Annotated in this window: 19 protein-coding genes and 1 tRNA gene; 7 read left to right on the top strand and 13 right to left on the bottom strand. The window is 68.2% G+C overall.

All coding sequences use genetic code 11. The annotated features are described in order from the left end of the window. The first annotated feature begins 33 nt into the window (after positions 1-33). The 5 genes from WFK61_RS06890 to WFK61_RS06870 all read left to right on the top strand — a co-directional run bounded on the left by WFK61_RS06890 (position 34) and on the right by WFK61_RS06870 (position 6,004). Positions 34-453 carry a MerR family transcriptional regulator gene (locus WFK61_RS06890; RefSeq protein ID WP_336810830.1) on the top strand — a complete coding sequence of 140 codons (420 nt, stop codon included), beginning with the start codon at positions 34-36 and terminating at the stop codon, positions 451-453. A gap of 304 nt (positions 454-757) precedes the next feature. After that, positions 758-4,093 (top strand): helicase-related protein, encoded by a 3,336-nt coding sequence (locus WFK61_RS06885; protein ID WP_336810794.1) that lies wholly within the window; start codon positions 758-760, stop codon positions 4,091-4,093. A 123-nt stretch (positions 4,094-4,216) separates the two neighbouring features. Beyond that, positions 4,217-4,525 carry an RNA-binding S4 domain-containing protein gene (locus tag WFK61_RS06880; RefSeq protein ID WP_336810793.1) on the top strand — a complete coding sequence of 103 codons (309 nt, stop codon included), beginning with the start codon at positions 4,217-4,219 and terminating at the stop codon, positions 4,523-4,525. Positions 4,526-4,694: 169 nt separating this feature from the next. Continuing rightward, a complete protein-coding gene (fdxA, locus tag WFK61_RS06875; protein ID WP_257734067.1) occupies positions 4,695-5,030 on the top strand; it encodes a ferredoxin FdxA in 336 nt (111 codons plus the stop codon). A 263-nt stretch (positions 5,031-5,293) separates the two neighbouring features. Further along, a complete protein-coding gene (locus WFK61_RS06870) occupies positions 5,294-6,004 on the top strand; it encodes a CarD family transcriptional regulator (protein ID WP_442896271.1) in 711 nt (236 codons plus the stop codon). A 72-nt stretch (positions 6,005-6,076) separates the two neighbouring features. Here the strand turns inward: WFK61_RS06870 and WFK61_RS06865 are convergent, their stop codons facing one another. From WFK61_RS06865 to WFK61_RS06855, 3 genes are all read right to left on the bottom strand, one after another. Next, the gene (locus WFK61_RS06865) at positions 6,077-6,946 is read right to left on the bottom strand and encodes a dienelactone hydrolase family protein (protein ID WP_336810791.1); all 870 of its coding nucleotides are present in this window, start codon (positions 6,944-6,946) and stop codon (positions 6,077-6,079) included. A 249-nt stretch (positions 6,947-7,195) separates the two neighbouring features. Then, positions 7,196-8,680, bottom strand: coding sequence for a M48 family metalloprotease (locus WFK61_RS06860; protein WP_336810790.1), 1,485 nt, complete (start codon positions 8,678-8,680; stop codon positions 7,196-7,198). Between the two features lie 4 nt (positions 8,681-8,684). Continuing rightward, positions 8,685-9,455 carry a hypothetical protein gene (locus WFK61_RS06855; protein WP_336810789.1) on the bottom strand — a complete coding sequence of 257 codons (771 nt, stop codon included), beginning with the start codon at positions 9,453-9,455 and terminating at the stop codon, positions 8,685-8,687. A 34-nt stretch (positions 9,456-9,489) separates the two neighbouring features. On the opposite strand from WFK61_RS06855, the gene WFK61_RS06850 reads away from it, so the two are divergent. Beyond that, a tRNA-Arg gene (locus tag WFK61_RS06850) sits at positions 9,490-9,566 on the top strand. An 81-nt stretch (positions 9,567-9,647) separates the two neighbouring features. On the opposite strand, the gene WFK61_RS06845 is transcribed toward WFK61_RS06850, so the two are convergent. Further along, positions 9,648-10,799, bottom strand: coding sequence for an MFS transporter (locus WFK61_RS06845; RefSeq protein WP_336810788.1), 1,152 nt, complete (start codon positions 10,797-10,799; stop codon positions 9,648-9,650). Positions 10,800-11,048: 249 nt separating this feature from the next. Here WFK61_RS06845 and WFK61_RS06840 point away from each other — a divergent pair, with 249 nt between their 5' ends. Then, entirely contained in the window at positions 11,049-11,636 is a 588-nt protein-coding gene (locus WFK61_RS06840; RefSeq protein WP_336810787.1) for a hypothetical protein, read from the top strand. A gap of 6 nt (positions 11,637-11,642) precedes the next feature. Here the strand turns inward: WFK61_RS06840 and WFK61_RS06835 are convergent, their stop codons facing one another. The 9 genes from WFK61_RS06835 to proB all read right to left on the bottom strand — a co-directional run bounded on the left by WFK61_RS06835 (position 11,643) and on the right by proB (position 20,351). Next, positions 11,643-12,167 carry an RNA pyrophosphohydrolase gene (locus tag WFK61_RS06835; RefSeq protein WP_336810786.1) on the bottom strand — a complete coding sequence of 175 codons (525 nt, stop codon included), beginning with the start codon at positions 12,165-12,167 and terminating at the stop codon, positions 11,643-11,645. Next, positions 12,164-13,351: a divergent polysaccharide deacetylase family protein gene (locus WFK61_RS06830; RefSeq protein ID WP_336810785.1), complete on the bottom strand. Its 1,188-nt coding sequence runs from the start codon at positions 13,349-13,351 to the stop codon at positions 12,164-12,166. The genes WFK61_RS06835 and WFK61_RS06830 overlap by 4 nt, the downstream gene beginning before the upstream one ends. A gap of 214 nt (positions 13,352-13,565) precedes the next feature. Then, positions 13,566-14,927, bottom strand: coding sequence for a S41 family peptidase (locus WFK61_RS06825; RefSeq protein WP_336810784.1), 1,362 nt, complete (start codon positions 14,925-14,927; stop codon positions 13,566-13,568). After that, entirely contained in the window at positions 14,927-16,273 is a 1,347-nt protein-coding gene (locus tag WFK61_RS06820; RefSeq protein WP_336810783.1) for a murein hydrolase activator EnvC family protein, read from the bottom strand. The genes WFK61_RS06825 and WFK61_RS06820 overlap by 1 nt, the downstream gene beginning before the upstream one ends. Next, on the bottom strand, positions 16,270-16,749 hold the full coding sequence (gene rlmH, locus WFK61_RS06815; RefSeq protein ID WP_336810782.1) for a 23S rRNA (pseudouridine(1915)-N(3))-methyltransferase RlmH: 480 nt from the start codon (positions 16,747-16,749) through the stop codon (positions 16,270-16,272). Before rlmH ends, WFK61_RS06820 begins: the two co-directional genes overlap by 4 nt. A 6-nt stretch (positions 16,750-16,755) precedes the next feature. After that, on the bottom strand, positions 16,756-17,085 hold the full coding sequence (gene rsfS, locus WFK61_RS06810; protein WP_082617706.1) for a ribosome silencing factor: 330 nt from the start codon (positions 17,083-17,085) through the stop codon (positions 16,756-16,758). A 151-nt stretch (positions 17,086-17,236) separates the two neighbouring features. After that, positions 17,237-17,860, bottom strand: coding sequence for a nicotinate-nucleotide adenylyltransferase (locus tag WFK61_RS06805; RefSeq protein WP_336810781.1), 624 nt, complete (start codon positions 17,858-17,860; stop codon positions 17,237-17,239). A gap of 15 nt (positions 17,861-17,875) precedes the next feature. Next, positions 17,876-19,180, bottom strand: coding sequence for a glutamate-5-semialdehyde dehydrogenase (locus tag WFK61_RS06800; protein ID WP_336810780.1), 1,305 nt, complete (start codon positions 19,178-19,180; stop codon positions 17,876-17,878). 46 nt (positions 19,181-19,226) lie between these two features. Then, positions 19,227-20,351, bottom strand: coding sequence for a glutamate 5-kinase (gene proB, locus WFK61_RS06795; protein ID WP_336810779.1), 1,125 nt, complete (start codon positions 20,349-20,351; stop codon positions 19,227-19,229). Positions 20,352-20,627: the final 276 nt, after the last annotated feature.

The raw sequence follows: 20,627 nt of genomic DNA, 5'->3' as shown, positions 1-20,627 counted from the left end.
CCTGCCATGACCGCTGCCGGCAAGCTTGAACGCGTGATGCCGATCGGCGCGCTCGCCGATCGCACCGGGGTCAAGGTCGAGACCATCCGCTATTACGAGCAGGTCGGCCTGCTGCCGCCGCCGGAGCGCTCCGACGGCAACCAGCGCCGCTATGGCCGGCGTCACGCCGAGCGCCTCGCCTTCATCAAGCATGCGCGCGATCTCGGTTTCGCGGTCGAGAATATCCGCACGCTGCTCAAGCTTTCCGACACACCCGGCATGGCCTGCGACGAGGCGCATGCGATCTCGGTCGCCCATCTCGACGAGGTCCGCGACAAGATCGCGAAACTGCGCTCGCTGGAGAAGGAATTGGAGCGGATTGCGACGACCTGCTCGGGCGGCGTCGCGGCCTGCGATTGCGCGATCATCGAGGCGCTGGCCGATCACGGGCAGTGCGACCACGCCCATCATTGAGCCATCCAGCAGGTCGGAAATCTGCCTTGCCTCTCGTCTCCGGGGCGAAAAGGCTTAAATAGGGTCCTGCCAGGCGGCCTTGAGCGTCGCCTCGCCACGCCAATCCGGGAGGGCGCGATGACGACAAGGCTCATGCCGCCGGGGAACGGATTCCGAAAAAGGAACAAAACCCGATTCTGCCGGAGTCAGCGATTCGGCCCCGCTTCGTTCCAGACTCGTTCTTGCTTGGCCGGCTGCTAGGCCTGCATAAACCCCGTCCACGCTCCCGCCCGCATGGGCGGGCGAGAAGATCGGCTCCTTCGCCTTGCTTCCTTTCCGTTCGCTGCCGCCCGCCGCCCGCGCCAATAGCGTCACGGCCGTGCTGGGCCCGACCAATACCGGCAAGACCCATCTCGCCATCAAGCGCATGGTCGCCCATCCCACCGGCATGATCGGCCTGCCGCTGCGCCTGCTTGCGCGCGAGGTTTATCAACGCGTCGTCGACAAGGTCGGTGCGCAATCCGTCGCCCTCGTCACCGGCGAGGAGAAGATCAAGCCGGAGCGGCCGCGCTTCTGGATTTGCACGGTCGAGGCGATGCCGCGCGATCTCGCGGTCGATTTCGTCGCGATCGACGAGATCCAGCTCGCCTCCGACCTCGACCGTGGCCATGTCTTCACCGACCGGCTGCTCAACCGGCGGGGCCGGGCCGAGACCATGCTGATCGGCGCCGCGACGATGCGCCCGCTGATCGAGCAGCTCATGCCGGGCGTGAACGTCGTCACGCGCCCGCGCCTGTCGCAGCTCACCTTCGCCGGCGATCGCAAGATCACGCGGCTGGCGCCGCGCTCGGCCATCGTCGCCTTCTCGGTCGAGGAGGTCTACGCGATCGCCGAACTGATCCGCCGGCAGAAGGGCGGGGCGGCCGTGGTTCTGGGGGCGCTCTCGCCCCGGACCCGCAATGCCCAGGTCGAGCTCTACCAGTCCGGCGATGTCGATTATCTCGTCGCGACCGACGCGATCGGCATGGGGCTCAATCTCGACGTCAATCACATCGCCTTTGCCGCGGACAAGAAATTCGACGGCCATCACTACCGCAAGCTCAATCCGGCCGAGTTCGGCCAGATCGCGGGGCGCGCCGGGCGGCACCTGCGCGACGGCACCTTCGGCACCAGCGGGCGCTGCCCGCCTTTCGATGCCGAACTGGTCGAAGCGATCGAGAATCACCGCTTCGAGCCGATTCGCCAGATGCAGTGGCGCAATTCCGATCTCGATCTGCGCTCGGTCGGCGGCCTGCTGGACACGCTGAACCTCCAGCCATCGGAGCAGGGGCTGACGCGGGCGCTGATCGCCGAGGACATGACGACGCTGGAGGTGCTGGCGCGCGACCCGGATATCGCGAAGCTGGCGCAGGGCCGTGCTGCGGTCGAACGGCTCTGGGAGGTCTGCGGGCTGCCGGATTATCGCAAGATATCGCCGATGCAGCACGCCGATCTGGCGACGACGCTCTATCTCAGGCTGATGCGCCATGGCCGGCTCGATGCCGACTGGTACGCGGCGCAACTGGCTTCGCTCGACCGCACCGATGGCGAGATCGACACGCTCTCGGCGCGGATCGCGCAGGTGCGGACCTGGACCTATGTCGCGAACCGTCCCGACTGGTTGCCTGATCCAGAGCATTGGCAGGGCATGGCTCGTCTTGTAGAGGACAAGCTGTCGGACGCTCTGCATGAGCGGCTGACCCATAGATTTGTCGATCGGCGCACCAGCGTGTTGATGCGCCGCTTGCGGGAGAATGCGATGTTGGAGGCTGAGGTCACCGCGACGGGCGACGTGCTCGTCGAGGGCCAGCATGTGGGAATGCTGCAGGGCTTCCGCTTCACGGCGGACCCGAAGGCCGGAGGGTCCGAGGTCAAGGCCCTGAACCTGGCGGCGATGAAGGCGCTCGGTTCGGAGATCGAGGCCCGGGCGGCGCGCGTCGTGCTGGCGGCCGACGATGCCTTCGTGCTGTCGCATGACGGGCTGGTGCGCTGGACCGGCGAGCCGGTGGCGCGCCTGACCGCTGGCGAGAAGGTTCTGGAGCCGCGCTTACGCCTGCTGGTGGAAGAGCATCTCGGTGGCCCCGCGCGCGAGCAGGTCGAGGGCCGGATCAATCTCTGGCTGAAGAATCACATCACCAAGCTGCTCGGCGCCGTGCAGGTCCTCGAAGCGGCCGAGAACGTCACCGGCATTGCGCGCGGCATCGCCTATCAGGCGGCCGAGGCGCTGGGCGTGCTCGAACGCTCCAAGGTCGGCGAGGAGATGAAGGCGCTCGACCAGGAAGGCCGCGCCGCCCTGCGCCAGCTCGGCATCCGCTTCGGCGCCTTCCACATCTATATGCCCGCGTTGCTGAAGCCCGCACCGCGCGCGCTTGCCGCCCAGCTCTGGGCGCTGAAGCATGGCGGGCCGGAGACGGCGGGTCTCGACGACATCGCCCATCTCGCGGCGTCGGGCCGGACCTCGTTCCCGGTCGACAAGGCCGTGCCGAAGGGCCTGTACCGTGCTGCCGGCTATCGCGTCTGCGGCGAGCGGGCGGTGCGCGTCGATATCCTCGAGCGCCTCGCCGATCTGATCCGCCCGGCGATCGCCTACCGTCCCGGTGTCACGCAAGGCACGCCGCCGGCCGGCGCCGCCGATCAGGACGGCTTCGTCGCCACCGGTGCGATGACCTCGCTTGTCGGCTGCGCGGGCGAGGATTTCGCCTCGATCCTGCGCTCGCTCGGCTATGTCTCGGTGAAGCGCCCGGGACCGGCGATCACCGTGCCGCTGGCGCCGCCTCCGGCCGCGACCGAGCCGGCTCAGCCTGTCGTCGCTGCCGAAGCGGAAGCGGCTTCCGCTGAGGGCGAAGCCGTCGAGGCGACGGCCGAGGCCGAAGGCCCGAGCGAGCCTGCGACCGCACTGAACACGGAAGGTTCGGCCGAGGGCGAGACGCCTGTCGTTGAGGCACCGGCTGTCGAGACGGCTGATGCGCCGATCCTGACCGAGACGGAGCTGGATGCGGCGCGCGAACCGGTTCCGGCCGATGCGATGGTGGCGCTTCCGTCTGCCGTGGCCGAGGAGGTCGCCTCTGCCGAAGCCGGTGCTGGCGAGACCCCTGCCGTCGAGACCGCGCCGGCCGAGCCCGAGCTGATTGAGGTCTGGCGCCCGCATCGCCATCAGGGCGGACGCCGGCCGGAGCATGGAGCTCCGCGCGGCCGCCGCGAAGGCGGTGAGCGCCGCGAAGGCGGTGAGCGTCGCGAGGGTGGCGAGCGCCGTGGCGGCGACCGGCCGCAGCGCGAGGGCCGTCCCGGTGGCCCGCGTCGCGACGGGCGGCCCGACAACCGCCCGGCTGCTGCCGCAGGCGAGGGCGCTCCGGGCCAGCGTGAGGCGCGCCCGCGCCAGGACGATCGTCCGCGTCGCGACGACCGGCCGCAGCGGCAGGACCGTCCCGAGGGCAATCGTGGTCCGCGTCCCGATTTCAAGCGCGACGGCCGCCCCGGCGGTCCGCGCCGCGAGGAGCGGGGCGGGGCCGAGCGCTTTCAGCAGGCGCCGCGTCCGCGTCCGGCCAATCGCGAGCCGGATCCGGATTCGCCCTTCGCCAAGCTCGCGGCCCTCAAGGCCCAGCTCGAGGGCAGCAAGAACTGAGATTGGAGGCCTTCCGCATTTCTTCGAAACGCGGAAGGCCTCCCGTTCCTTGTTTCGTCGCATTTTTGTCGCGCGAACCGGTGTCCACTTCGCGCGAAAATGCTCCAGGGAGGCGCGGGCGGTTTGCAGGACGATCGTCAGCGCCTCGACAAATGGCTCTGGTTCGCGCGCTTCGCCCGCAACCGCCCGGCCGCCGTGCGCCTGGTGGAGGACGGTCATGTCCGCATCGAGGGGCGCCGCTGCGATAACCCGGCGCAGGGCATCCGGGTGGGGGCGGTGCTGACGCTCGCGCTACCACATGCGACGGTGGTGGTCAGGGTCCTCGCCTTCGCGGAGCGGCGCGGCTCCTTCACCGTGGCGCAGCAGCTCTACGAGCGCCTCGACGGCGGCAGCGGCGATGCGTCGCTTGCGGAGGCCGAGGACGAGGATTAAATCCGCGCCCTGTCTGCAGCGGGTGCTGAAATCGGGCCGGGGAGGGAAATCTTCCCCGCAGCGCCCCTGCAATGACAGATCGTTCTGCAAAAGATCACGAAAACGACCTTGAAACCTGCGCCGGGCAAGGGTTTATGGGGTTGTTTAGAAGTGTTGGAAGGGCCGGCCCATGACCTACGTGGTCACCGAGAACTGCATCAAGTGCAAGTACATGGACTGCGTCGAGGTTTGCCCGGTCGACTGCTTCTATGAGGGCGAGAACTTTCTCGTCATCCATCCCGACGAGTGCATCGATTGCGGCGTCTGCGAGCCGGAATGCCCGGCCGAGGCGATCAAGCCCGACACGGAACCCGGCCTGGAAAGCTGGCTGCAGCTCAACGGCAAGTTCGCGGCGAGCTGGCCGAACGTCACCCAGAAGAAGGACCCGCCGGCCGACGCCAAGGAGTTCGACGGCGTGCCCGGCAAGCTTGAAATGCTCTCGCCGGAACCGGGCGAAGGCGACTGATCCGGCGGCCTTTCGCCGCCCGCGCTGCATTAACCACGACCTCGCCATGCCGTTGCAGGGGAGCGCCGTCCGGCGTTTACCTTTGATTCGGCGTGTTTTTTGTGCTACAAGCTAGTCCCAGTCGAAGTCGTTCCGCATGCCCCTGCGAGATTCAGCAATCGGGGCGCCCCCAAGAGATCACAGTCGATGGAAGAGCCGGCTTCGAGGCCGGGGCTTCGGTCGTCGTTCTCGTCGGGGCCCAATGAAACAATCGACTAGGGAGCGTGAGGCGGTGCGTTTTCACAGCGTCGCATCAGGCGGAAAGTCCCCTGCCGGCCGGCCGGGGACCAGATCATCACGTGCTCGCGTCGAGCGGGCCGGTCAGGAGTCGTAACGGCATGTCCACTGCGAAGAAAGCTGTTGTGCGCCAGGGTTTCAAGACGGGCGAGTACGTCGTCTACCCGTCCCATGGCGTGGGTCAGATCACGGCGATCGAAGAGCAGGAAGTCGCGGGTTTCAAGCTGGAACTGTTTGTCGTCAGCTTCGCCAAGGACAAGATGACGCTGCGCGTCCCGACCGCCAAGGCCGCCAGCGTCGGCCTGCGCAAGCTCGCCGATGCCGAGTCCGTCGCCAAGGCGCTGACCACGCTCACCGGCCGCGCCCGCGTCAAGCGCACCATGTGGTCGCGCCGCGCGCAGGAATACGAAGCGAAGATCAATTCGGGCGATCTCGTCGCCATCGCCGAGGTCGTGCGCGATCTCTATCGCTCCGAGGCCCAGCCCGAGCAGTCCTATTCCGAGCGCCAGCTCTATGAAGCCGCTCTCGATCGCATGACCCGCGAGATCGCTGTCGTCGACGACGTCACCGAGACTGAGGCCCTCAAGAAGATCGAAGGCCAGCTCGCCAAGTCGCCGCGCCGCGCCGGCAAGGCCGAGGCGGAAGCCGAGTCCGATCTGGAAGGCGACAACGACGACATGGCGGAAGAGGCCGCCTGAGCGGGCTGTTCTCTATCGTTTCGAAGAACCCGGCGGGCGACCGCCGGGTTTTTTATTGGGCTACGCAGATCGTTACGCCGTTCCAGTTCCTGCCTTGAGGAAAGCCACCGTTCGGGCCCAGGCCTGCTTGGCTGCTGCAGCGTTGTAACGCTCGGCGCTGGTGTCGTTCATGAAGGCGTGGTCGACATCGGGATAGACGATGGCCTCGTGCTGGATATCGGCGGCCTTCAGCGCCTTTTCATAGTCCGGCAGCATCTGGACGAGGCGGGTATCGCGCGCGGCCTGCTGGATCAGGAGCCGGGCCTTGATCTGCGGCACCTTGGCGAGATCGGGCGAGCGGCCGTAGAACACGACGCCGGCCGAGAGTTCCGGAACCGAGACGGCGAGATCGTTCACCGCGCCGCCGCCCCAGCAGAAGCCGACTGCGCCGGTCCTGCCCGTCGCATCCGGACGCGAGGCCAGATACTTGAGCGCGGCGCGGCCCTGGGCGATGACGGCCTCCGCCGGGAGCTGCGGGAAGAGTGCCCGGGCGGCGTCGGGATCGGTTGGCGTGCCGCCGAGCGGGTTAAGGAAATCGAGGCCGAGCGCGGTGAAGCCCTCCAGCGCCATGCGGCGGGTGATGTCCTCGATATGGGGGTTGAGGCCGCGGTTCTCGTGGATGACGAGGACGCCGCCGCGCTTCGCCTCCGCCTTGGGCGTGACGAGATAGCCTTTCAGCGCCACACCATCGACGGTCTGCTCGAACCGGCTTGCCGCGATGCGGGCATCGTCCGGGGCGACCTGCTGGGCCTGTGCATAGTTGGGCTCCAGCAGGGCGAGCGCGGCTTCAGCCGCCGCCGCGGTGCCGGCGATGGCGAGCAGCCGGTTCATGAAGACGCGGCGGTCGAGCGGCTTATGTGTGTATTCGTCGTAGAGTTCGACGATCCGGCGATCGAGCGCCATCCTTGCCTCCCCTGTTCATGGCTTTCCGCCGATCATAGCGCCGGGCGCGCATGATGCAGGAGGGCGCGGGAGGGACTCGCGGCCTTGTGATGGTCGTTCGCTTCAAACACGCGGTCATCCCGGACGGAGCGAAGCGAAGATCCGGGATCCATTCCGGAGCGATGATCGGTGAGGTTCCGGAATGGATCCCGGGTCTCCCTGCGGTCGCCCGGGATGACCCGCGCTCTTTCTGCAGCCGGTTGTCGGGGGCTATTCGGCGACGACCTTGTAGCGCTGGCCGGGCGTCAGCGTGGCGTTGCGGTCGAGCCCGTTGAGGAGCTGGAAGAGCTCGCCGGGGCGATCCTGCTCAGGCATGCGCTCGGCCATGCTGGCGATGGTGTCGCCAGCCTCGGCCGCGACCAGCCGGATCTGCATCGGGCGTACGGCCTGCGCTTCGGCCGGTATCATGATCCTGAAGCTGTCGACGATGCTGCGCATCTGCCGCTCCGGGTCGCTGCCGCCGCGTGCGGCCAGGATGAAGCGATAGACCCGGTCGCCGATCTGCACGGCGGCGAGCCTGAAGGTCCAGTCGGTGCCGCGGCCATGGGCGCGGACGGCAGGCTGGCCGGCGATCTCGGTCTTCTCGATGCCGGTCGTCTCGACGCCCTCGATCCAGCCGGCGGCGACATAGGATTCCAGCGTCTGGCCGCTCTTCAGCGTGACGGAATCGAAGCGCAAGGCCTGTGCGCCATTGGCGCTGACGCCGATCACCATGTCCTGGGCGGATTCCAGGCTGAAGCCGTCTGGCGCGCTGAAGCCGATGCGCAACGCACTGTTGAGATAGCGCCGGCCCCGGACGACGCCGTCGCGCGGATCGTCTCCATAGGCCAGGCCTTCGATCGCGTTCAGCCAGCGATTGGCGTCGCGCTCGCCGATGCCGGGCGCGCCGATCTGGCGGGCGGCGGCGGTGACGGCGGAGATGCGCTCCGGCGTCTGCGGGTGGCTGGAGAGGATGTCGAGCCGCTTGTCGTCGGCGCTCTGGTTCTGGCCGCTGCTGCGGAAGGCGGTGTTGCGGCCGAGCGTGGCGAGGAAGCGGCCGGCGCCATAGGGGTCGTAGCCGGCGCGCGAGATGTTGCGGACGCTGATCTGGTCGGCGGTGAGTTCCTGCTGGCGCGAGAACTTGGCAAGCGAGAGCTTCGAGCCGGCGCTGACGGCGGCGCCGCGCGTCGGGTCCTTCAGGACCTGCGAGACGACCTGGCTGACCAGCGCCGATTCCGCTTCCTTCTCGGCGCGCTCGACGGCGTGCTGCGCCGTGACATGGGCGATCTCATGCGCCAGCACCGAGGCGATCTCGGAGGTGTCGTTGGCTAGAGCCAGCAGGCCGCGCGTCACATAGAGCCGGCCATTGGGCAGGGCGAAGGCGTTGACCACCGGGGAGTTCAGGATGGTGATGTCGTAATGGCCGATCTGGCCCTCGCCGGCCTTGGCGAGACGCTGCACGACCTCGTCCAGGGCGGCACGGGCGCGTGGCGCGCGATACTCGCCACCGAAGGCCGCGAGCAGGCGCTGGTGCTCCTGATCGGAGGCGCGCTGCATCGTGCTGATGCGCGGTGCGATCTCGCCTTCGGAGGTCGCGCTCGCCGGCAGCAGCGGGCTCTGGTCGCCGAGGCAGCCGACGAGCAGGAAGCCCGGCAGCACGATGGCTGCCAGCCGCTTCGAAAGTCGCGAAAGCGATGCTCGCCGGGTCTGCTGCATGTCCTCAGTCGATCAGTTCCAGCGCGGTCCGCGAAGCGACTTCCAAAAGGAGGCCGTCGCGCCCGGACAGGACACCATAGGCGCGCAGCCGTTTACCGCCGAGTTCGCTCGCGGTCCAGCCGGCGCTCTTCAGTTCGCGCCAGAGGCTGCGCGACAGGACGATCGAGGCAGCCTCCTTCGGGCGGCGGGAGAAATTCAGATAGGTCCGCTGGGAGCGCTCGCCGATCGAGGCGATCCGGCCTTCCAGCATGACGTAACGCCCCTCCTGCGCCTTTACCGCGGCGAGATCATGGCCATCGACCGCCGTCAGCGGCGAAACTTGCGGCCGAGATGTTACCGTTTTCTGAACGGGCGCCTTCTGTGGCGTCTCGCAGGGGGATAGGCCGGGCTCGGGCATGGGCAAGGCCGCGCCCTGCCGCAGCAGCCACTGGGCGAGGTCCTGAGCCGGTTCGCCGGATGTAGCAGGAGGCACCGACAACCGCGCGGGCAGGCGGCCCCAGCGATCGGGCTCGCCGAGAAGGGACAAGCCAAGCTGGCGTCCGATGAAACCGCGCAGGCCGGCATCGAAGCGCGACGTCTCCTCGAGGCTCTGGCGCGGCGCGAGACCGACGAGGCGGAGCTTCCTTCCATCGCCCAGAAGTAGGTCTCCTGCGAGATCGAGCCCAGTCAATTGCACGGTCGTGGTCGTATCGGCGCCGGGCGCGCAGCCGGACGTGGCCCGTGCCGGCAAGGCTGGCAGGGCGGCGAATATGACGATGGCAAGAAGGGACTTCACCCGCATCGCGATTATGCTACACGGAGTTTCGTGCGTCCCGGTAGCTCAGCAGGATAGAGCAACGGTTTCCTAAACCGTAGGTCAGGGGTTCGAATCCCTTCCGGGACGCCATTTCCCAAGCAACGGCTCGCAGTCGACCTCCGGGCGGCCTCTATGTGCCGCCTCGGAAAGAGGTCGGGCTGCCCGCGATCGCTACGTCCGGGCGCGGTGCGACGCGATGCCGACGACGATCACGACGGTTGCCATCATGCAGCTGACCGTGATCAGCGACGTCGAGAGGGAAACTGCGGTCATCACCGCGCTCACCACGATCACGCCGACCGCGTTCGCCGTCCGCAGCAATGCGAAGACCTCCGCGCGTCGCTTTGGTGGCGCGAGCGTATCGAGGACGAGGGAATAGTAGGTACCCAGCGGCGCGAGGACCGCGCCGATCAGGACAGCGCCGACGACCGTCACGATCATCGAGACCTGAAGCGCTGCCAGGATCGCCCCCGACATCATGATCGCCAACTGGATCAGGACCGCCCGGCGGCTTGCCATGCGGTTCCGGATGCTGACCCAGATGCCGCCTGCGACCGAAGCCACGCAAAGCGGGACGGTGAACAGGATCGCCAGCGACGGCGCGTAGCCGAAATGCAGCGCGAGCGCGACGGCGCCGATCTCCAGCGCGGCCACCGTCGCCCCGCCGGCCGCAGCGCACATGAGCCAAAGCAGGATCGACGGGCTGATGATCGACGCGTCCGGGGCATGTATGTCGTCGGGCGAGGCCTCGGACCTTACGGTCGGAAGCAGGAATGCGGGGATCGCGCCTAGAACAGCGATGGCGACGATCGCCAGCACAGGCGAGACGGTGCCCAGTCCTGAAGCCGCCACCGGGGCCAGGACGAACGTGGTCTCGTTCAGCGTCGACGCGATCCCGAGCGCGCGAGGCAGCTTCGACGCCGGCGCGAGCGCGTTGAGGATGGTCCGCAGATATCCGGCGGCCGCGCCATTCACCAGCCCCGCCAATGCCGATGCGGCAACGAGCCAGATCACGGGCGCTCCGTAGTGCGCGAGCAGGGCAAGCGTCCCGAGCGCGATCGTCCTGAACAGCACCAGCAGCCTCAGGAACGTCGTGGGCGCGAAGCCCCGGCCGAAGCGCGTGATCGGGATGGCGCCGATCACCTGGGCGAGCGTCATCGACAGGATCATGGCCGCGCCGGCGCTGGTATCGCCGGTGAGCGCGAGAGCGACTAGGGCGAAGGCGACCGGTCCCGCCGCCTGCGGAACCGTCATCGTCGCAGACGAGATGAACCACCGGATCAGCGGCGCTGCGTTGATCGTGCTGGTCGAGGATGTCGTCATGAGCCGGCCCGAAAGGAAAGGGCCGGGCCGTTCCCGGACATTCTGTATCCCGTGACGGGATCGAGGACGTTACCTCGCGACAGGCGCTTTAGCTTTCGCAAGCGGGGCTGGCAAGCTGGCGGCCCCAAGCGGTGGCTGCTGTGTGGCGGCATATCCGCGGCTTCCTGCTGCTACCGAAGGAGCGCGACCGCCGTGTAGGCCTCCTGAAATCGATGGCCACCGATGCGAGCGATGCTCTAAGCAGGGAGCATGGAGACCGTCTCGCCGCATGAACTCTTCACCCATGTCCGCATCGTCATGGGCATGGTCATCGGGCTCGGCATCACGCGGATGCTGGCGGGGATCGCCAGCTTCATCCAGCATCCCGGCCGCCACCGCGTCTCGCTGCTGCATATGCTCTGGGTCGGCTCGATCCTGCTGGAGCTGGTGCTGTTCTGGTGGTGGGAGTTCGGGCTGTCGCGCATCCCGGTCTGGAGCTTCGGCGTCTATCTCTTCCTGATCGGCTATGCCGTCGTGCTCTATCTGATCTCGGCGCTGCTCTTCCCGGACAACATCGCCGAATATGCCGGCTACGAGGATTTCTTCATCCGACGCCGGCGCTGGTTCTTCGGCTTGATGGCGGCGGCGTTCGTGCTCGATGTCGTCGATACCCTGATCAAGGGCACCGAGCACTGGACCCAGCTCAGCGGCGACTATCTCGTGCAGGTGCCGATCGGGCTGGCGCTCTGCCTCGTCGCCTATGTCTCGGCACGACGCTGGGTTCATATCACGCTCGCGAGCGTGCACATCCTCTACCAGAGCTACTGGATCGTGCGGGTGGTCTACACGATGGGCTGAGGCGGCTCAGCGCGTTTTGCCGGCATTGTCCGCAAAGGGCGCGAAATGCCTGGCGACCTGCCGGTAGACGTCCCGCTTGAAGGGGATGATCAGCTCCGGCGTCTCGTCGAGCTGTGCCCAGCGCCAGCCGTCGAACTCCGGCTTGTGTCCGCCGGCGGGGTTGAGGATGTTGATCTCATCCTCGGAGCCGGTGAGGCGGAAGGCGAACCATTTCTGCGCCTGGCCGCGCCAGCGACCCTTCCAGGCCTCCTTGCCGATATCGACGGGCAGGTCATAGGCGAGCCAGCCCGGCGCTTCGCCGAGAAGCTCGACCGAGGTGACGCTGGTTTCCTCGGCGAGCTCGCGGCGGGCGGCCTCCAGCGGCGTCTCGCCCTCGTCGATGCCGCCCTGCGGCATCTGCCAGGCATGGCCGGGCGCGACATGCTCGCGCTTGGTCTTGTCGGCGCGCCGGCCGACGAAGACGAGCCCTTCGGCATTGAACAGCGCCAAGCCCACGCAGGGGCGATAGCCTTCGGGGGCCTTGTCGGTCATTGCAGCGATCCGGTGGGCTTGATCGAGCCGGTCGGGATCGATCCGGTGCTCTTGGGCGAGCGGAAGCCGCGGGCCGCGCTCATGGGAACAATCACGAGCTTCTTGGCTTCCAGGGATTGTGCCCAGCGGTTGATGCGCTCGATCGAGACCGGCAGCGCGCTGGCGGAGGCGACCGCGATGCCCTGTTCGCGGGCGATGGTTTCGAGCGTGGCCAGCTCCTTGTCGATCGCGTCGGGGCGGGCCATGCCGTCGATGACGCGGTCGATCTTCAGAGTGGGGATGCGGGCGCGCTCGGCCGAGCCGGCGAGCAGGCTGCGCGGCGAGGAGCCGTCGTCGACGACCATCAGGCCGCGGCCCGCAAGCTCGCGCAGAACCGGGGAGAGGGCGCCTTCGTCCGAAGTGAAGCGGCCGCCGAGGAAATTGACGACGCCGACATAGCCGGTGAAGCGGCCGAGCGCCCAATGCAGCTTGTCGATATTGTCCGGCGCCTTCGGGCCGGTCAGCAGGGTATGCGGGCCGGGATCGTTGTCGGGATAGTCGAAGGGCTCCATCGGCAATTGCAGGAAGACTTCGTGGCCTTCGCCGCGGGCGCGCTGGACGGTGCGTTCGAGCTCGGTGCCATAGGGCGCGAAGGCGAGCGACACCGCCGGGGGCAGCTTCGCGATCGCATCGGCCGTACCGCTCTGGCTGATGCCGAGGCCGCCGACCAGCAGGGCGATGCGCCCGGCCGGCTTCGTCGTGGGCTCGGGGCCGAGCGGGCGGGCATAAATCCTGGCCGGGGTCGCGCCTTCGGGGCCGGTCTTCGGCAGCAGGCCGTAGCGCGAGCGCTCGACCAGGCGGTTGTCGGGAGCGGGCGCGAGCTTGAGCGTGCGGGCCTCGTCGGGAATCGTGATGACGATGGCTTCCGGCGCGTCTTCGCCGGCGCGGGTCACGGTCACGCCCGCGCTATGTTCGAGCTGGGCGGCACTGGCCGGACCCTGCGGCGTCGCCGCGACCGGGCCGGGATTGACGGGAACGGCCGGGGCCGGGGCGGCGCGCTTCTCGATCGAGGCTATGGCTATCGGCTCGCCGCCATCGGGATCGCGTCGCAGCGCGACCGTCAGCACGAGGCCGAGGATGGCCGCGCCGACACAACCGGCCGCCGCCGTCGCGAGCCAGCGACCCCAGGGCCTGCCAGAGGCCACCGGGCGATCCTGGCCGAGCGGTCGATTGAGCTCCGTCAGCGGCATTCCGGCCGAGAGAGGCCGTCCTCGAAATTGCGATACGGACCCGAATCAGCAGTCCGCGCGCCAGAGTACGCGCCGATCAGATCGCATCGCAATCTGATCGGGCACGTGTCCGCGATCCGGAACCGAGAGCCGAACCGGCTCCCGGGGGGCACCTGAAGTGTGCTGCGGCTCAGTTCGGCTGCTTGGGAGCCTCGGTCGTCGCGGACGCAGCCGGAGCGGCGGGCTTGTCGGCGGGCGCCGCGACATCCTTCTTGACGCCGCGCAGCTGGTTCAGCGCGGCGATGAGCTGGGTGTCCTTGGTGGCGTCGGAGGGGACATAGGAGCTGGAGCCGGACTGCTCCTCGCCCTCGCCGGCCTTGAGATGGCCCTTGAGCGCGGCCTCGCCCTTGTTCTCGACGAGCTTGTCCTTGATCTCCTGCGGGATGTCCTGCTGGACCTCGATATCCGGCGTGATGCCCTTGGCCTGGATCGAGTTGCCCGACGGCGTGTAGTAGCGCGCCGTGGTCAGACGCAGGCCGCCATTCGAGCCGAGCGGGATCACGGTCTGGACCGAGCCCTTGCCGAAGGAGCGCGTGCCCATCACGGTCGCGCGCTTGTGGTCCTGCAGGGCGCCGGCGACGATCTCGGCCGCCGAGGCCGACGAACCGTTGATCAGCACCACGACCGGCTTGCCCTTGGTCAGGTCGCCCGACTTGGCGTTGAAGACCTGGGTCTCCTCGGCGTTGCGGCCACGGGTCGAGACGATCTTGCCGCGATCGAGGAAGGCGTCGGAGACCAGCACGGACTGGTCGAGGCGCCCGCCGCGATTGTTGCGGAGGTCGATGACGTAGCCCTTGATCTTGTCGGCGCCGATCTCGCTCGTGGTCTTCTCGATCGCCTTGCGCAGGCCGTCATAGGTCTGCTCGGAGAAGGTGCCGATGCGGATATAGCCAACATCGCCCTCGACGCGCTCCTCGACGGCCGGAACGACGATGGTCGAGCGGGTCAGGGTGAATTCGAGCGGCTCGGTCTTGCCGGGGCGGTCGATCTTGAGCGTGACCTGGGTGTTGATCAGCCCGCGCATCTTCTCGACCGCCTGGGTCAGGGACAGGCCCTTCACCTCGGCGCCGTCGATCTGGCGGATGATGTCGTTGGCGAGGATGCCGGCCTTGGAGGCGGGCGTGTCCTTGATGGGCTTGGCGACCTTGAGGACGCCGTCCTCCATCGTCACCTCGATGCCGAGCCCGCCGAACTGGCCGCGCATGTCGGTGTCCATGTCGCGGAAGGACTTGGAGTCGAGATAGGAGGAGTGCGGGTCGAGCGAGGAGACCATGCCGTTGATGGCGGCCTCGATCAGCTTCTGCTCGTCCGGCTTGTCGACATAGTCGGAGCGGATCTTCTCGAAGATGTCACCGAAGAGGTTCAGGCTGCGATAGACCTCGGCCGAGGCCGCGACCGCGCTGGTCGAGCTCAGCAGCCTGGTCTGGGTGGCGAGACCGGTCAGGCCCGCGCCCATGATGGCGCCGGCGAGAACGAGGGAAACCTTGCGCATCATCCGCGAACCTTTTCGCCTTGCGATTTCGTCCACCACGGCGTCGGATCGATCGAGACGCCGTCTTTCCTGAATTCGATATACAGAACCGGCTGCCCGGTTCCCACCCCTACTGTCGTCGCGGCAGCTTCCGACGTTTCGCCCATCGTCGCAACCGGCTCTCCCGCCAGCACGAACTGATTGAGCGCAACGTCGATCCGCTGCATGCCGGCCAGCAGGATGTAGTATCCTCCGCCCGCGTTCAGGATCAAGAGTTGCCCGAACGAGCGGAACGGCCCCGCATACACCACCCAAGCGTCGGAAGGCGCCGAAACTAGGGCGTTGGCGCGGGTTTCCAGAGAAATCCCCCGAATGGTGCCGCCGGCGCCGTCAGGATCGCCGAAACCACGCAATCGTGATCCTGCCGCCGGCATGGAGAGCAGGCCTTTCGCCTCGGCGAAGGCGATCTTGGGGGCGAGCCGCGCCGGGTCCTTGAAAGCCAGCGCCGTCATGCGCTCGCGCTGCTCGCGCGTCTCCTGCTCGATCGCCTGGCGGGCGGCATCGGCCGCCTTGTTGGCGACCGAGATCTCCTTCTCGATCTTCTCGACGAAATCGCGCATCGAGCGGGCCTGGCCGGCCAGTTCCTTGCCGAGCGCAGCCTGCTGCTCGACATCCCGGGCGGCGCTGGTCTCGCGCTCGCGCCGCGCCTCGATCAGGGAGGCCAGGCGCTGGCGCTCGCCCGCGATCTGCTCCATCTCGGAGCCGATCCGGCCTTTTTCGGTGGCGATGCCGTTGCGCAGGCGAACCAGCTCGGCGAGGTCGGTGCCGAGGATCTCGACCTCTTGCCGCAGGTCCGGGACGACGGCGCCGAGCAGCATCGAGGCGCGCACCGCTTCGAGGATATCCTCGGGGCGGACGAGCACGGCAGGCGGCGGGCGGCGGCCGATGCGTTGCAGCGCGGCCAATACCTCGGCGATCAGATTGCGCCGGCCCTCAAGTGAGCGGCGGATCGCGGTTTCGCTGGATTGCAGCAGGCCGAGCCGGGTCTCCAGCGCGCCCAGCCGCTCTTCGGCCGCCTGGGTTCGCGCGGTGGTGTCGAGCAGGGCCTTGTTGAGCGCGGCCCGATCGGCCCGGATCGTCGCGATTTCCTTTTCCAGCGCGGCGCGGGCCTCGCTATTGCCGGAGAGGCGCTGCTCGATCGCCTTGAGCTCGCTCTCGCGCGCCTGCTTCTCGACGAGCTTCTGCATCGCCTCGCGCTGGAGGGCGTCCGGGTCGGGTTGGGGCGTCTGGGCGAGCGCGCCGGACGAAGTCGCCAGCAGGGCGGCAAGGCACAGGCCGCGCAGTCCGGGGCGAATCAGTGAGCTCATACGCGATGATAAGGGTGGCCCGAGATGATCGTCATCGCGCGATAGAGCTGTTCGAGCACGAGCGCGCGCACGATCTGGTGCGGGATGGTGAGGGCGCCGAAGGCGAGCGTGATATCCGCCTTGTCGCGGATCTCCTCGCTCAGACCGTCGGCTCCGCCGATGATCAGGCTGGCATGGCCCGTCCCGGAATCGCGCGCCGTGGCGAGGCGCGTGGCGAAAGCCTCGCTGCCAAGCTGGCGGCCGCGCTCGTCCAAAGCGATGATCAGGCCGGGCTGGGCTTTCGCGAGGATGGCCTGCGCCTCCTCGCGCTTGCGCTCCTCTGAGCGGCGGCCCCGGCCCTCGGCGATCTCGACGATGTCGGGACCGCTGAAATTGATGCCGCGGCCGAGCGCGACGCCGCGCTCACGATAACGCTCGCAAAGCTCGCGTTCCGGCCCGTCCTTGAGCCGGCCGACGGCGATGACCGCGAGCCGCATGCGACGTCAGCTGTCGAGGCGTTCGTTCGGCCGGTCGGTGCCCCACATCTTCTCAAGATTATAGAACTGGCGCACTTCGGGCCGGAAGACGTGGATGATGATGTCGCCGGTATCGATCAGCACCCAGTCGCAGGCCGGCATGCCTTCGACGTTGGGCGTCGGCAGTCCGGAGGCCTTCAAGGCTTCGATCAGGGCATCCGAGATGGCCGCGACATGGCGGTTGACGTTGCCCGAGGCGATGATCATCGCATCGGCCAGAGACGTCTTGCCAACGAGGTCGATCACCGTGATGTCCTCGGCCTTCATGTCCTCCAGGACACGCTGGGCAAGGGCGATGCTATCGGCAGAGGGATTGTCCGCGATAGCGGCCTGGGGAAGCGGCTTCGGCTCGGCTTCGCCAAGGGTTTGACGGGTCAGTGACGTATCCTCTCGATCCTGATGCGCGTTTGGCGCGATGGGTCCAAAATAAGCCGGAAGGCGCCGGAGTTCAATCGCGCCCGGCCTGTTTGCGCAGCATCGTGGAGGATAATGTCGAGCGCTTGCCATGCAGGAAGACCCAGGCGGGAGGCTTCATGCGCGGCAGGCTCGCGGCCCGGCTTTCGGGCAGGCGCCAGCGCGAGAGCCAGTTGGCGGCCGGCGAGGCCATGGCGCTGTGGGTCGAGCCCGGCCGGTCGATGATCGCGATCGGCATCATCCGGGCGATGGCGCGCCATTCGTTCCAGCGGTGGAAGCCGGCGAGATTGTCCGAGCCCATGATCCAGACGAAATTCACGCCGGGGCAGCGCCGCTTCAGCGCGCGCAGCGTGTCGGCGGTGTAGCGGGTGCGCAGCATCGCCTCGACGCCGGTGACGTCGATGCGGGCATGGCCGGCGACGCCTTGTGCCTGCCGGATGCGCTCGGCGAGCGAGGGCAGCTTCGCATTGTCCTTCAGCGGATTGCCGGGCGTGACCAGCCACCAGACGCGGTCGAGCTGGAGACGGCGCAGTGCGGTGAGGCTCGCCAGCCTGTGCCCGTCATGGGCCGGGTTGAAGCTGCCGCCGAACAGCCCGACGCGCAGGCCCGGCGCGAAGGCGGGCAGCCGGGACGGCAGGCGCGGAAGCTCGCTCGTCATAGGCGGGGCTTCGCCTCAGGGCCGGGTCTGGCCCGCGCCATGGACGCGGTATTTGAAGGAACAGAGCTGCTCGACGCCGACCGGCCCGCGCGCATGCATCCGGCCGGTGGCGATGCCGATCTCGGCGCCGAAGCCGAACTCGCCGCCATCGGCGAACTGGGTCGAGGCATTGTGGATGACGATGGCCGAGTCGACCTCGGCCAGGAAGCGGGCGGCGGCGGCGGCGTCGGCGGTGACGATCGCATCGGTGTGATGCGAGCCGTAGCGCTCGATATGGTCGATCGCGGCATCAAGGCCGGGCACCACCCTCACCGCGATGATCCGGTCGAGATACTCGGTCGCCCAATCTTCTTCGGTGGCGGCGGTGACGCGGGCATCGACGGCCCGGGCGGCTTCATCGCCGCGCACGGCACAGCCGGCGTCGAGCAGGGCCGTGACGAGAGGAGCGAGATGGCTCGCGGCGACGGCATCGTCGACCAGCAAGGTCTCGGCGGCGCCGCAGACGCCGGTGCGGCGGAGCTTGGCGTTGAGCAGGATTTCGCGGGCCATGGCGAGATCGGCCTTCGCGTCGACATAGACATGGCAGTTGCCGTCGAGATGGGCGAAGACCGGCACGCGCGCCTCGCTCTGGACGCGGGCGACGAGGCTTTTACCCCCGCGCGGCACGACGACGTCGATATTGCCGCCGAGCCCCGAGAGGATTTCGCCGACTGCGGCGCGGTCCCGTGTCGGCACCAGCTGGATCGCGTCGGCGGGCAGACCGGCGGCTTCCAGGCCTTCGCGCATCGCGGCGGCGATCTCGGTCGAGGAGCGGAAGGAATCGGAGCCGGCGCGCAGGATCGCGGCATTGCCGCTCTTCAGGCAGAGCGCACCGGCATCGGCCGTGACATTGGGCCGGCTCTCGAAGATCACGGCGATGACGCCAAGGGGTGTCGCGACGCGCTCGAAGCGCAGACCGTTGGGCCGGGTCCATTCCGCCAGCACGCGGCCGAGCGGATCGGGCAGATCGGCGACTTCCGCGACGGCGTCCGCAATCGCGGCGAGACGGATCTCGTCGAGGGCGAGACGGTCCATGAAGGAAGCGCTCAGGCCCGCGGCCTTGCCGTCGACAAGGTCCTGCGCATTGGCGGCGAGGATTCTGGTGCTGCGGCCGCGCAATGCATCGGCCATGGCGAGCAGGGCGGCATTGCGCTGTTCGGCCGGGCTCAGTGCGACCTTGCGCGCGGCGGCGCGGGCGCGCGTACCTACATCCTGCATGACGCGGCCGACATCATCGGCCTCATTCGTCGCGATGATGCGCAATGCGCTGTCGCCGGTCATCTCGTTCAGTCCGATCGCCGCCGGAAAAGCCGGCTCGTGAGAAAGCTTAGCCCAGCCCGAGCGCCATGTCGTCCCGGTGGATCATCTCGGCGCGGCCGGGATAGCCGAGCACCGTCTCGATATCGCGCGAGGCCTTGCCGAGCACCAGCGCCGCCTCGGAGGCGTCATAGGCGACGAGGCCGCGGCCGAGAAGCTGGCCTTCGGGATCGCGGATCAGCACGGCATCGCCGCGCGCAAACTCACCCTCGATCCGGGTGACGCCGACCGGAAGCAGGCTCGCGCCGCCGCGCAGGGCGCGGGCCGCGCCGGCATCGAGATGCAGCGTGCCGCGCGGCTCCAGCGAGCCAGCGATCCAGGTCTTGCGCGCGGTCGCGGGGGTCGATGCGGTGAGGAACCAGGTGCAGCGCCCGCCCGCGGCGACGCTGGCGAGCGGATTCTTGGCCCGGCCGTCGGCGATCAGCATATGGGTGCCGCCGGCTGCCGCGATCTTGCCGGCCTCGATCTTGGTGCGCATGCCGCCGCGCGAGAGCTCGGAGGCCGCGCCGCCGGCCATGGCATCGATCTCGGGCGTGATGCGTTCGACGACGGGGATATGTCGAGCGCTCGGGTCCTTGGCAGGGGGAGCCGTATAGAGACCGTCGATATCGGAGAACAGCACCAGCAGGTCGGCGCCGGCCATGGTCGCGACCCGCGCCGCGAGCCGGTCATTGTCGCCATAGCGGATTTCGGTGGTGGCGACGGTGTCGTTCTCGTTGATGACGGGGATGGCGCGCAGGTCGAGCAGGCGCCCGAGCGTCGCGCGCGCGTTGAGGTAACGGCGGCGCTGCTCGGTATCCGCCAGCGTCAGCAGCACCTGCCCGGCGGTGAGGCCATGGGCGCCGAGCGCCTCGGCCCAGTTGCGGGCGAGCGCGATCTGTCCGACGGCGGCGGCGGCCTGGCTCTCCTCCAGCCGCAAGGGGCCGGAGGGCAGGCCGAGCACGGTGCGCCCGAGCGCGATCGCGCCGGAGGAGACGACGAGCACGTCGGCACCGCGCTGGTGCAGGTCGGCAAGGTCCTCGGCCAGTGCGGCGAGCCAGGCATGGCGCAGGCGGCCGCGCTCGCGGTCGACCAGCAGGCTGGAGCCGACCTTGACGACGATGCGGCGGAAATCGGAGAGCTGAGGCGTCTTCACGGGAGCACGACGTTGTTGCGGCAGTCGCTCTGCCTGTTGGGGAAAATGCCGCGCTTGTAAAGCATAGAGCTGCTTTTCGGGCGCCCATGCCGTCCGCCGCGGGCCATTTACATTGACAGGGCGGGGAGGGCTGCCCATATGCAGGACCCGGCCCGCCCGCCTGACGGGTGCCGATCCTGCCGCTCTCATGCGTTTTTGGCGTGCAGCATACAGGACCTGCCGCCCGATAAGCGCTGGAAGCGGGGCTGCCGCGCGTCGATTTCGATACCAATCCGG

Source organism: Allobosea sp. MMO-172 (assembly GCF_037147855.1).
Lineage (GTDB): Bacteria > Pseudomonadota > Alphaproteobacteria > Rhizobiales > Beijerinckiaceae > Allobosea.
The sequence above is the reverse complement of the archived record's forward strand: the minus strand, read 5'-3'. Positions and strand labels throughout refer to the sequence as shown.